11 protein-coding genes and 1 pseudogene are annotated in these 13,035 nt (G+C 42.2%); 6 read left to right on the plus strand and 6 right to left on the minus strand.

Features of this window, described 5'->3' with window-relative positions:
- Positions 1-138 precede the first annotated feature (138 nt).
- Together lpxB and surE are read right to left on the minus strand one after the other, a co-directional pair.
- Positions 139-1,272, minus strand: coding sequence for a lipid-A-disaccharide synthase (gene lpxB, locus I6E24_RS00570; RefSeq protein ID WP_235325383.1), 1,134 nt, complete (start codon positions 1,270-1,272; stop codon positions 139-141).
- 30 nt (positions 1,273-1,302) lie between these two features.
- Positions 1,303-2,073 (minus strand): 5'/3'-nucleotidase SurE, encoded by a 771-nt coding sequence (surE, locus tag I6E24_RS00575; RefSeq protein ID WP_235325385.1) that lies wholly within the window; start codon positions 2,071-2,073, stop codon positions 1,303-1,305.
- Positions 2,074-2,345: 272 nt separating this feature from the next.
- Here surE and I6E24_RS00580 point away from each other — a divergent pair, with 272 nt between their 5' ends.
- The 5 genes from I6E24_RS00580 to I6E24_RS00600 all read left to right on the plus strand — a co-directional run bounded on the left by I6E24_RS00580 (position 2,346) and on the right by I6E24_RS00600 (position 8,430).
- Positions 2,346-3,122, plus strand: a complete 777-nt coding sequence (locus tag I6E24_RS00580; RefSeq protein ID WP_235325387.1) for a ParA family protein — start codon at positions 2,346-2,348, stop codon at positions 3,120-3,122.
- A gap of 14 nt (positions 3,123-3,136) precedes the next feature.
- The gene (locus I6E24_RS00585; protein ID WP_235325389.1) at positions 3,137-4,018 is read left to right on the plus strand and encodes a ParB/RepB/Spo0J family partition protein; all 882 of its coding nucleotides are present in this window, start codon (positions 3,137-3,139) and stop codon (positions 4,016-4,018) included.
- 11 nt (positions 4,019-4,029) lie between these two features.
- Positions 4,030-4,806: a DUF5683 domain-containing protein gene (locus tag I6E24_RS00590; protein ID WP_235325391.1), complete on the plus strand. Its 777-nt coding sequence runs from the start codon at positions 4,030-4,032 to the stop codon at positions 4,804-4,806.
- 3 nt (positions 4,807-4,809) lie between these two features.
- Complete coding sequence (locus I6E24_RS00595; protein ID WP_235325393.1) at positions 4,810-6,048, plus strand: lytic transglycosylase domain-containing protein; 1,239 nt, start codon at positions 4,810-4,812, stop codon at positions 6,046-6,048.
- Between the two features lie 105 nt (positions 6,049-6,153).
- Positions 6,154-8,430, plus strand: coding sequence for a RelA/SpoT family protein (locus I6E24_RS00600; RefSeq protein WP_235325395.1), 2,277 nt, complete (start codon positions 6,154-6,156; stop codon positions 8,428-8,430).
- Here I6E24_RS00600 and I6E24_RS00605 read toward each other — a convergent pair.
- Together I6E24_RS00605 and I6E24_RS00610 are read right to left on the minus strand one after the other, a co-directional pair.
- Positions 8,427-8,774: a MerR family transcriptional regulator gene (locus I6E24_RS00605; RefSeq protein ID WP_235325397.1), complete on the minus strand. Its 348-nt coding sequence runs from the start codon at positions 8,772-8,774 to the stop codon at positions 8,427-8,429. The two genes, I6E24_RS00600 and I6E24_RS00605, sit on opposite strands and share 4 nt — an antisense overlap.
- Before the next feature lie 19 nt (positions 8,775-8,793).
- Positions 8,794-9,762 (minus strand): M23 family metallopeptidase, encoded by a 969-nt coding sequence (locus I6E24_RS00610; protein ID WP_235325399.1) that lies wholly within the window; start codon positions 9,760-9,762, stop codon positions 8,794-8,796.
- 130 nt (positions 9,763-9,892) lie between these two features.
- Between I6E24_RS00610 and alaS the strand changes: the two genes are divergently transcribed.
- Complete coding sequence (gene alaS, locus I6E24_RS00615; RefSeq protein WP_235325401.1) at positions 9,893-12,514, plus strand: alanine--tRNA ligase; 2,622 nt, start codon at positions 9,893-9,895, stop codon at positions 12,512-12,514.
- Positions 12,515-12,673: 159 nt separating this feature from the next.
- Here alaS and I6E24_RS00620 read toward each other — a convergent pair.
- Both I6E24_RS00620 and I6E24_RS17180 read right to left on the minus strand, forming a co-directional pair.
- A pseudogene (locus I6E24_RS00620) lies at positions 12,674-12,901 on the minus strand (glycoside hydrolase); the annotation flags it as partial.
- The gene (locus I6E24_RS17180; protein ID WP_262911867.1) at positions 12,880-13,008 is read right to left on the minus strand and encodes a hypothetical protein; all 129 of its coding nucleotides are present in this window, start codon (positions 13,006-13,008) and stop codon (positions 12,880-12,882) included. The pseudogene I6E24_RS00620 and the gene I6E24_RS17180, both read right to left, overlap by 22 nt.
- Positions 13,009-13,035 lie beyond the last annotated feature (27 nt).

The raw sequence follows: 13,035 nt of genomic DNA on the forward strand, positions 1-13,035 counted from the left end.
GTTACACGAACGTGTTACGCCATATACAACAGTAAATTTGTTTTGATAAAAGCGTAAACGGGATTTGAATACCGTTTAAACATTATTTAAACGCTGTTCAAATCCCGTTTACGTATCCTATTTAGATATATACCGAACTTATTCAGATTTCAAGGACTTTACTATAATCTCTGCCGCCTTTTCGGATGCTCCCGGACTCCCCAATATGCGTTTCAAATCGGAATATCCCTTCATAATACTTTCACGCTTAGTACCTCCAGGCAATATTGCCGCAAACTCATGCTTCAGATTAGAGGCTGTCATACCGTCGGCTACAAGCTCTTTCACTGTTTCCTCGCCTGTGATAAGGTTCACCAACGAAATATACTTCACTTTCAGAAGGAACTTCCTGAGGAAAGAGACCAGTTTTCCTGCCGACATATTGTAGCACACCACTTGCGGAACTCCGAACAATGCCGTTTCTAGTGTTGCGGTACCGGAGGTAACCATAGCCGCAACAGAATGTTGAAGCAATCTGTATGTCTGCGAGAACACTATCTTAGTTTCAGGAGTGATGTACTGTTTATAATAGTCATGCGATATGCCTGGAGCTCCTGCCACAACAAACTGATAGTCGGGGAAAGAGCGTGTCACTTCCATCATACGAGTAAGATTATCCCTTATCTCCTGCTTGCGGCTTCCGGCGAGTATAGCCACTATAGGCTTGTCCGACAGCCCGTTTTCTTTAATGAACGAAAGTCTGTCAGAAGGATGATTTGCAAGATATTCCGAGACGGAATCTACACTTGGATTTCCTACGTAAGATATAGGATAATTATGCTTCTTGTAGAAATCTATTTCAAAAGGGAGTATGGAAAGCATCTTGTCGATGTCGCGTTTTATATCCTTTATGCGGTATTCCTTCCACGCCCATATCTTCGGCGAAATGTAATAATAGACAGGGATATCAGTATGTTGCTTGATATATTTGGCAATCTTCAGGTTAAATCCGGGATAGTCTATCAGAATAAGTACGTCCGGCTTCCACTCCACTATATCCGATTTACACAGACTCATATTGCGGAAGATGGTACGCAGATGCAGCAGCACGGGGATAAATCCCATATATGCCATATCCTTGTAATGCTTTACCAGCGTTCCGCCGACACTCTGCATCAGGTCGCCTCCGAAAAAACGGAACTCTGCATTCTTATCATACTTCTTCAGCGAACGCATAAGATTTGAAGCGTGCAAATCGCCTGAGGCCTCTCCTACTATCAGATAATATTTCATGTGGGTTCTGAATTTTTATGTTTATAAGTTTTATTCCCAGTTCCAAGACTTCATTTTCTCCATAAGTTCATATGAAGTGACGTCTATCTTTGTAGGCGTAATGGCTACATAACCATGGTCTAGAGCCCAATGGTCCGTATCTTCCACATTTGGCTCGTAATTCTTATATGAACCTGTAAGCCAGTAATATCCGTTATGACGAGGATGGTTACATTCGGCAAACTCGTTTATCCACACTCCGTCTGTCTGACGGCAGATACGAATACCCTTAAGCTCCTTCGTATCAGGGAAATTCACATTAAGACATGTACCGTATGGAAGTCCGTTCTCCAACGTAGTTTTAACAATGCTCTTCACGTACGGCAATGTAAACGAAAAATCCGCATCAGCGTCATGATTGCAGAGGGAGAAGCCTATCGACGGAATTCCTTTCAGACATCCTTCTACCACTACACCCATAGTACCGGAATAATGCACATTCACGGATGAGTTGTCACCATGGTTTATACCTCCGATAATCATGTCCGGAGTACGGCCTACAATGGTGTGAAGAGCCAGCTTCGTACAATCCACAGGAGTACCGCTACATTTATAGATAGAAAGACCTTCTTCCTCACTCACCTTCTCGTAATGTACAGGAACAGCAGAAGTTATAGCGCCCGAAGCTCCCGAACGAGGTCCGTCGGGGGCAACGACCACCAACTCGGCCTCATCACGTAATGCCTTAATCAACTCATTGATACCTTTCGCCTGATAGCCATCGTCGTTCGACAGCAGAATAAGCGGTTTACTGTTTGCCATATTTTAACTTTGTTTATTCAGATTCAACTTAAAACGACGTAAAGTTACAACCTTTCGGAATACAGAACAAAAAAAACTATGTGACAATAAGTTTTCAAATATTAATCTTCATAAAGCAGATTAGTATTTTTATGTGGTTTTCAGTATCTTTGTTCCGATTTAGTTATTAACAAAAGCGGTAAGTTATCAACACTTTCCGCAAAAGTAACAGTTTTTTAATAGGTCGTATCACTAATTATTAGTTATTTCGCATCAGGATAAAACTGATTAATATGGGAAAAATAATTGCTTTGGCCAATCAAAAAGGCGGTGTGGGAAAAACAACCACAACAATAAATTTGGCTGCATCATTGGCAACTCTTGAAAAGAAGGTATTAGTAATAGACGCTGATCCACAGGCAAATGCCTCTTCAGGACTGGGAGTAAACGTAAACGAAATAGACTGTTCAATTTACGAATGCCTGATAAATCAGACGGACATAAGAGAAGCCATTTATACGACCGATATTGACAGATTAGACATTATACCATCTCACATAGACCTGGTAGGCGCTGAAATAGAGATGCTTAATCTGGAAAACAGAGAAAAAATAATGAAAAAGGCTCTGGATCCGATGAAAAACGAGTACGACTATATACTTATAGACTGCTCTCCTTCACTAGGACTGATTACTATAAATGCCTTGACTGCTGCCGACTCGGTGATTATACCTGTTCAATGTGAATATTTCGCACTTGAAGGAATCAGCAAACTGCTGAATACAATAAAGATAATAAAAACGAAACTGAATCCGGCTTTGGAAATAGAAGGTTTCCTGCTTACAATGTACGATTCAAGACTACGCCTGGCAAATCAGATTTACGACGATGTGAAAAGACACTTCCAGGAACTGGTTTTCAAGACTATCATACAGCGTAACGTGAAACTGAGCGAAGCTCCAAGTCACGGCATACCGGCTATCCTGTACGATGCTGAATCGACGGGAGCAAAAAATCATTTGGCACTGGCCAATGAAATTATAACGAAAACTGAAAGTCAACGAAGTTAAATTCATAACATAATATGGCAGTACAGAAAAAATTTGCTTTAGGAAGAGGATTGGATGCACTGATATCCAACGAGGAAGTAAAGACCTCAGGATCATCCAATATAGGCGAAATAGAGTTGAGCAAGATTTCTGCCAACCCTAACCAGCCACGACGTGAATTCGATCCGATAGCTTTGCAAGAACTGGCTGATTCTATAGCTGAGGTAGGTGTTATACAGCCTATCACACTGAGAAAGATAAATGATGACTCATACCAGATAATTGCCGGCGAAAGAAGATATAGGGCTTCGGCCTTGGCAGGACTGAAAACTATACCTGCGTATATCAAGACAGCCGACGACGAGAACGTCATGGAAATGGCGTTGATAGAAAACATTCAGAGAGAGGACCTGAACTCTCTGGAAATAGCACTGGCATATCAACACCTTATAGAGCAATACGAACTTACACAGGAAAGACTGAGCGAAAGAGTTGGAAAGAACAGAACTACCATTGCCAATTATCTGAGACTTCTGAAACTTCCTGCAACGATACAGATGGCCCTGAAAAACAAGGAGATAGACATGGGACACGCCAGAGCGCTTCTTTCTGTAGACAATCCACAGACACAGTTGAAAATATTCAACGAAATAATCGCTAACGGCTACTCGGTAAGAAAGGTTGAGGAAATGGTAAAAGCGCTCAACAGCGAGAAACAGGAAAAACCTGTTGCCGCAAAGAGCAAACTTCCTGAAACATTCGGAGTGTTACAAAACCATCTGTCAAATTTCTTCGGAACCAGCGTGCAACTGTCATGCAGTGCAAAGGGAAAAGGTAAAATAAGTATTCCGTTTAAGGATGAAGCCGACCTTGAAAGAATAATGGAAATACTGGATTCGTTAAAACAAACTGAATAAAGAAAATAGTTTTGAAAACTAAATTCAAAATATACCAAAGTATATTATGTATCTTTGTGTTGTCGCTGTTGACAAACAAGATACATGCTACGGGTGTGTCCGGAATGATAGTATTACACACCATAGCTACAATCAACGACAGTATCGACAATAAGATAAAAAAAGACAGTATCATCATTGCCGATATAGATAAGGACTTCAAGAAAGCCAGAGAACTTGAAGCTCCTGTTGACACTGCTTTATTGTCATCAAAAAGCGATTCTGTATTAAATACACCTATAAAAGCATCCAAACGATGGATACCAGATTCTAACAAATCACTTTGGATGGCAATGGTACTTCCCGGTGCCGGACAGATATATAACAGGAAATACTGGAAGCTCCCTATAATATATGGAGGATTTGTAGGTTGTGCATATGCTCTGACCTGGAACACTAAAATGTATAACGACTATTCGCAGGCATATCAGGATATCATGAGCGACAATCCAAACAACGACAGCTACAAAGATTTCATACCTTCGTATGTAGATATTGAAAGCAATAAAGAATATTATCAAAATACATTTAAAAACGCTAAAGATATATATCGTCGTCAGAGAGACCTTAGTATATTTGCATTCATAGGAGTTTATCTGCTATCAGTAATAGATGCATATGTAGATGCCGAGTTGTCCGACTTCGATATATCAAAAGACTTGAGTCTCAAGCTCGAGCCTACATTATTTAACGACGTATTACGCAACCGTCCGCAAGGTGTGGGACTGCAGTGTAATATTAAATTTTAGATTATGAGAAAAATTTTAATTTGCCTTCTATCATTAGGATTTTCAACTTTATACGCGCAGGAAAAGGTAGAAACAATAACTGTTAAAAACGATCAGGGAGTGAGTGAGGAAATAGAACTCCCGCAAGGTATGTTGTCTACAACAGATAGTTTATATCTGGACTGGATATCAAAGAACTACATCACGCCTATAAATTGTGAATCCGGAAACACAAATCCATTAATAAGTGATTCTATCTACATAGACAGGCTGCAGCGTATTCCAGCAATTATAGAAATGCCGTACAATGATATCATAAAAAAATTCATTGACCAATACACGACAAGACTCCGTGAAACCGTAGCATTCATGCTTAGCGCAAACAATCTGTATATGCCAATATTTGAAGAGGCACTTGAGGCATACAACCTTCCTCTCGAACTTAAATACCTGCCAGTAATAGAATCGGCACTTAATCCGAATGCAGTATCGAGACAAGGAGCAACAGGACTTTGGCAGTTCATGCTGAGAACAGGAAAAATCTACGGACTGGAGGTTAATTCGCTGATTGACGAAAGAAGAGACCCTATCAAATCAACATACGCGGCTGCAAGGTATCTGAAAGACCTGTATGACATCTACCATGACTGGAATCTGGTACTTGCGGCATATAACTGCGGTCCGGGAAATATAAACAAGGCTATACGACGTGCAGGTGGAGCTACAGACTTCTGGTCTATTTACAATTTCCTGCCTAAGGAAACCAGAGGATATGTTCCTGCATTCGTGGCTGCCAATTATATAATGACATATTACTGCGAGCATAACATCAGACCTATGGCAATGCAAATGCCTGAGGGAACAGATACAATACACATAAACAGAAATCTGAACTTTAACCAAATAGCAGATGTATGCAAAATAGACATCGAGCAGCTCAGAGCCCTAAACCCTGAATTCAGAAAAGATATAATTCCGGGAAATCAGAAAACATATGCACTGCGACTGCCTAACAATATGGTAAGCTGTTTCCTTGAACATGAAGACAGTATATACAACTATAAGCCACAAGTATATCAGAACAGAAGGTCAACCGTAAAAGTCACTACACCTAAAACAGCAGAAGTATATCACAAAATCAAAAACGGCGAAACACTTGGAGGTATAGCTGCAAAATATGGAGTAAGCATAAACCAGATAAGAAGACTCAACGGCATAAAAGGAAGCAATATCAGAGCCGGAAAAACTATCAGAATCAGATAATTATACTAAAAAAGCAAGTATTTCAATTAATTAGAACAGAAATACTTGCTTTTTTTTAATTATTTTATATTTTTGCACTCATGTTATTTTTGGAGGAATACGTATATGACGGATGAAAAACTTAACCAAGAACAAGCTGATGAGAAAATAATAAATGAAGCTTTTGAAGAACTTCTTGCCAGATATCTGGAAAGCAGACACCGCAAAAAAGTAGAAATCATTACCAAAGCTTTCAACTTCGCCAAGCAGGCACACAAAGGTGTGAGAAGGCGTTCCGGCGAACCATACATATTACATCCTATAGCTGTAGCAAGAATAGCATGTTGCGAAATAGGTTTAGGCTCGACATCTATATGTGCCGCCTTGCTGCATGATGTTGTGGAAGACACAGATTATACAGTGGAAGACATACAAAACCTGTTCGGGGAAAGAATTGCCCTCATCGTTGACGGGCTGACAAAAATCTCCGGAGGAATTTTCGGCGACAGGGCATCTGCACAGGCAGAAAACTTCAAGAAACTTCTTCTGACAATGAACGATGATATCAGAGTTATTCTGATAAAAATTTCGGACAGACTGCATAACATGCGTACGTTAGGATCAATGCTTCCTAGCAAACAGTACAAGATTGCAGGAGAGACATTATATATATACGCTCCATTGGCAAACAGACTTGGGCTTAACAAAATCAAGACCGAGCTGGAAGACTTGAGTTTCAAGTACGAACACCCCGAAGCATACAATCAAATCCAAAAGAAGCTTGAGGCTACCCAAGCAGAACGCGATACCTTGTTCGCTGAATTCACAGCACCTATAGTAGAACAGCTCAACAACATGGGACTGAAATACAGAATTCAGGCAAGAGTAAAATCACCTTATTCCATATGGAATAAAATGCAGACCAAGCATATCACATTCGAAGAAATATATGATATCCTGGCTGTAAGAATTATATTCGAACCCGAAAGTCCTGATAAAGAGGCTATAGACTGTTTCAATATTTACGTCTCTATCTCAAGCATTTACAAGCCTCATCCTGACAGACTCAGAGACTGGGTAAGCCATCCGAAAGCCAACGGATACCAGGCTCTTCATGTTACTCTGATGAGTAATAAGGGAAGATGGATCGAGGTCCAGATAAGAAGCGAAAGAATGAACGAAATAGCCGAACAGGGATTTGCTGCTCACTGGAAATACAAGGAAGGCGGAATAAGCGAGGACGAAGGTGAACTTGGCAAATGGCTGCATACCATCAAGGAAATACTGGACGACCCACAGCCGGATGCCCTTGATTTTCTTGACACAATCAAACTTAATCTTTTTGCATCAGAAATATTTGTATTTACTCCGAAAGGCGAAATAAAGACCATGCCACAAAACTGCACGGCCCTGGACTTCGCTTTCTCAATACATACTTTCCTTGGCAGCCACTGTATAGGCGCCAAAGTAAACCATAAACTGGTTCCACTAAGCCACAAGCTGCAAAGTGGAGACCAGGTGGAAATTCTGACCTCTAAATCGCAGAAAGTACAGCCAGACTGGGTTAACTTCGCTACTACAGCAAAAGCTAAGGCTAAAATACAGGCTATATTAAGAAGAGAGCGTAAAGAGACACAACAGCTTGGCGAAGATATGCTTGCAGAGTTCCTCAAGAATGCAAAAATTGAGATGAACGAAGAGAACATATCAAAACTTTGCAACCTGCACAAGCTAAAATCGCCTGACGAGCTTATGTTGCAAATAGGACAGAAAGTTATTAAGCTCGGCAACAGCGACATTGAGGAATTCAAGGAAAAGAGCACCAGCAACGGATGGAAGAAGTTTATACCGTTCCCATTTGTTGGAGGCAATAAAAACAAAAACCAAAATCAGCCTAAGGAAGAGGCTCCAGCTATCAATATAGACAAGAAAAAGATTGTCAAGCTTACTCCTGACGCTATACAGAAGAATTTCATAATAGCGGATTGCTGTAAGCCAATACCGGGCGATGATGTACTGGGATATATTGATGATAATAACAGAGTCATAATCCACAAACTTCACTGTCCTATAGCAGCCCAGCTGAAGTCAAGCTTCGGAAACAGACTACTGGCCGTACAGTGGGAAACAGGCAAGGCACTATATTTCCCGGTTAATGTTCTTGTAAAAGGTATTGACGGAATAGGTATTCTTAACAAGGTGACGGAAATCATCTCACAACAGCTTAACGTAAATATACACAAGCTTCACATAGAATCAAACGATGGTATATTTGAAGGAAGAATTCAGCTGTATGTACACGATGTGGATGATGTCAACACGATATGCAATAATCTTAAGAAAATAGAGAATATCAAACGTGTGACAAGAATTGAAAACTTTGAAGATGACATTAATGATTAAGTCATATAATCGAGCTCCTTACGAATACTGAGGAGCTCTTCTTTTATTTCTTTCAGACGCTCTATAATATCTACGTTTGTGGCTTCAAGGTCCTTTTCCTGCTTTAGTCTCTGTCTGGCACCGGCAATCGTCAAACCTTTCTCCTTAACAAGATGATACACCAGCCTTACATTGTCTATATCCTCTTTCCTGTACTGGCGCACATTGCCAACGGTTTTCCTAGGAGCAATAAAAGGGAATTCCTTTTCCCAATATCTCAGTGAAGATTCATTCACACCAAACATCTGTGCGACCTCACTTATCGAATAATATATCTTCAGTTCTTTATCTTTACGTAAAGCCATATTGCCAAGTTTTTTTTAATCAATCGTAAACCTTACCATGATTGGAGGCTATTTCCACCATCTTGTCATAGTCTTCGGCATTCAAATCCATGAAATAATAGTTCACAGGATTTACCACCTTGCCTTTCACATGAACTTCATAGTGCAGATGCGGTCCGGTACTCTTTCCCGTACTTCCAACTTCACCGATAACCTCACCCCTTACTACATTCTGACCTACCCTGACCTTTATTTTGCTTAGATGTGCATATTTCGTCACATACCCAAAACCATGGTCCACATTTATACAATTGCCATAAAGTCCTTCCCATCCGGCTTTGACAACCTTTCCGTTACCAGTAACATAAACAGGAGTACCAACATTGGCAGAAAAGTCCATTCCCTCATGAAACTTCACAGTCTTGTAGATAGGGTCTATTCTTGTTCCATATCCTGAAGCCGTTTTCTTCAAGTCCTTATTTGCAACCGGCTGGATGGCAGGGATACATTCAAGCATTTCATCGTGCTGTTTGCACATTTCAACTACTTCATCAAACGATTCGGACTGTATGTACAGCTGTCTTGCCAGAAGGTCCATCTTCTTTGATGTATTGACCACAAGTCGTGAATTTGCCATGTCCATAAGTTCGCCATAACGGTTGGTATTGCCATAACTGGCCAGTCTCAATCTGTCGTTTACGGGGTCGGCCTGCATTATAACTCTATATAAATTGTCATCTCGCTGCTGTATCTGTTTCATCACGTTCAGAGCCTCATCGAGTCTGGACGACAAGATATGATACTGGGCTTGAAGCTGTGAATTCTCGGTACGAAGACCTTTTTCGGAAGGAGAACCGAATATGATTAACAATACGAGGAAGCTTCCTGCCCCCAATCCCATACCTACAAACAAACGCCGCAGATAACTCATTATCCTCTGGCGCAATGTGGGATAAATACGATCGTATGTACGTGTCTTCGGATTATATATATAGTAAACTTTGCGCATTCTTAGCTGTTTTATGAAAAAATAAGACACAATATATCAATATTTTGCACCTATTTTAACGACAAAAATAATAAAACAAGTTATCTTTGCAAATCAATTTTCAGAATATTAACCATCATAGTATATAAATATGTTGACAGCAAATGAAATCCGCGACTCGTTCGTAAAGTTCTTCGAGTCAAAAGGGCATCAGATTGTGCCTTCGGCACCAATGGTGATTAAAGATGACCCTACGCTGATGTTCACCAATGCAGGTATGAACCAGTTTAAGGATATTATCCTGGGAAATCATCCCGCAAAATATAAACGTGTCACTGACTCACAGAAGTGCCTGCGTGTAAGCGGAAAGCACAATGACCTTGAAGAGGTGGGACACGACACTTATCATCACACAATGTTCGAAATGCTCGGTAACTGGTCTTTCGGCGATTATTTCAAGAAAGAGGCTATAGAATGGGCATGGGAATTCCTGGTAGATGTACTCAAAATCGATCCTAAAAACCTTTATGCCACAGTGTTCGAAGGAAGCCCTGAAGAAGGACTGGAACGCGACAATGAGGCTGCAGGCTATTGGGCGCAGTATATGCAGGAAGATCATATCATAAACGGTAACAAGCATGACAACTTCTGGGAAATGGGAGATACAGGACCTTGCGGACCTTGCTCGGAAATCCATATCGACCTTCGTCCTGAAGAAGAACGTGCGGCTATACCGGGACGTGAGCTTGTGAACCACGACCATCCGCAGGTGATAGAAATCTGGAACCTGGTGTTCATGCAGTATAACCGTAAGGCTGACGGCAGCCTGGAATCTCTTCCTGCAAAGGTTATCGACACCGGTATGGGATTCGAACGTCTGTGTATGGCTATGCAGGGAAAACGTTCTAACTATGATACTGACGTTTTCCAACCAATCATCAAGGTGATAGGCGACCTGGCAGGCGTTACATACGGAACTGACGAAAAGACTGACGTAGCTATGCGTGTTATCGCAGACCATATACGTACTATCTCTTTCTCTATCACTGACGGACAGTTGCCATCGAACGCAAAGGCGGGTTACGTGATCCGCCGTATCCTGCGTCGTGCTGTGCGCTACGCTTATACGTTCCTCGGACAGAAACAGGCATTCATGTATCGTCTGGTTCCTGTACTGGTGGAAAACATGGGTGGGGCTTATCCTGAACTGAAAGCTCAGCAGAGCTTGATTGAGAAGGTTATAAAGGAAGAGGAAGAATCATTCCTGCGTACTCTTGAAACAGGTATCCGCCTGCTCGACAAGACTATGAACGAAACCAAGGCTGCAGGAAAGACTGAAATCAGCGGTGTAGACGCTTTCACTCTGTACGATACATTCGGATTCCCATTCGACCTTACAGAACTTATCCTCCGCGAAAACGGACTTACAGCCGACGTGAAAGGTTTCGAAACTGAAATGGAAAAACAGAAGGCGCGTGCGCGTAATGCGGCAGCTGTGGAAACAGGCGACTGGGTGACATTGAAGGAAGGCGAAACTACATTCGTTGGATATGACTATACTGAATATGAAACATCCATACTCCGTTACCGTCAGATTAAGCAGAAGAATCAGACTCTGTATCAGATAGTACTGAGCGATACTCCTTTCTATGCGGAAAGTGGTGGTCAGGTGGGCGACACCGGTGTATTGGTAAGCGAGTTCGAAACTATCGACATTATCGACACTAAGAAGGAAAACAATCTTCCTATACATATCACAAAGAAATTGCCTGAACATCCTAAGGCTCCGATGATGGCTTGTGTGGATACGGACAAACGCAATGCTTGTGCTGCCAACCACTCTTGTACTCACCTGCTGGACGAAGCTTTGCGCAGTGTGCTTGGTACGCATGTAGAGCAGAAGGGTTCGCTCGTAACTCCGGATTCGTTGCGTTTCGATTTCTCGCACTTCCAGAAGGTTACTCCTGAACAGATTCGCGAGGTAGAGCATCTGGTGAATGCCAAGATCCGTGAGAATGTTCCTCTGACAGAGTATCGCAATCTGCCTATCGAAAAGGCTAAGGAACTTGGTGCAATCGCATTGTTCGGCGAAAAATACGGTGACGAAGTCCGCGTGGTTCAGTTCGGTTCGTCTATAGAGTTCTGTGGTGGTACTCACGTATCGGCTACAGGTAAGATTGGTATGGTGAAAATCATTTCTGAAAGCTCCGTAGCTGCAGGTGTACGCCGTATCGAAGCTGTGACAGGCGCTAAGGTGGAAGAAATGCTGGATACTATCCAGGATACTCTGACAGACCTTAAGGCTCTGTTCAACAATGCTCCTGACCTGAAGGTGGCAATCAACAAATATATCGAGGAAAACTCCGGCTTGAAGAAACAGGTTGAAGAATTCATGAAGGAAAAGGAAGCTACCGTGAAGGCTAAGCTGATAGAGAATGCCAAGGAAGTGGAAGGCATGAAGGTGGTGAGCGCTGTTCTGCCTTTGCCTGCCGACACTGTGAAGAATATTGCATTCCAGCTGAAAGGCGAGATGGGCGGCAATCTGCTTGTTGCCATTGGTAGCGCGTATGAAGGCAAGCCTATGCTTACAGTTATGCTTGGCGAAGACCTTGTGAAGGCGGGAATGAACGCCGGAGCTATGGTTCGCGAAGCTGCGAAACTGATTCAGGGCGGTGGCGGCGGTCAGCCTCACTTCGCTACTGCGGGTGGCAAGAATGCCGACGGACTGAATGCTGCTGTAGACAAGCTGCTGGAGCTTGCAGGAAAGAAATAAATACAAGAGACTGCAAGACATATAAAAATAGATATAAAGGAGGCAGGGCCGGAATGTGTGGCTCTGCCTCCTTTAATTCTTTTATTCCTTTATTCTTTTCGATTATGCCTTTATTCTATTATGCCATGTACGGGCTGAAAGTCTGCCTCCTTAAATCTGCTACTTTATTCCCTCTTTTGTCTGCACCACAGGCTTCATCGTTCCGTCAGGATTGTAATACAGCCTGTCGACACATACCGAACGGCGCCCGATGGCTCCCTTGTGTCCGTCGATGGTGAGGACGGCATTGTGATAGAACAGATACCATTCGCCGCCGAACTCTGCTATCCCCGGATGGATGGTGAAACTGTTTTCTGCCATGCCGGTCAGCTCGCCGCGGTACTCCCATTCTGTTCCCATCCATTTCCTGTAGGAGTGAACTGCTTGCCGCCTGTGCAGGATATGGCTGCGGCGGTCATAATCGAAAGTAATAATAATTTTGCCGGTGTTTTCATGATTTTATTGATTTGGGGATTTATGAA

Origin of the sequence: Bacteroides caecigallinarum (assembly GCF_021530995.1) — a bacterium.
Lineage (GTDB): Bacteria > Bacteroidota > Bacteroidia > Bacteroidales > Bacteroidaceae > Phocaeicola > Phocaeicola faecigallinarum.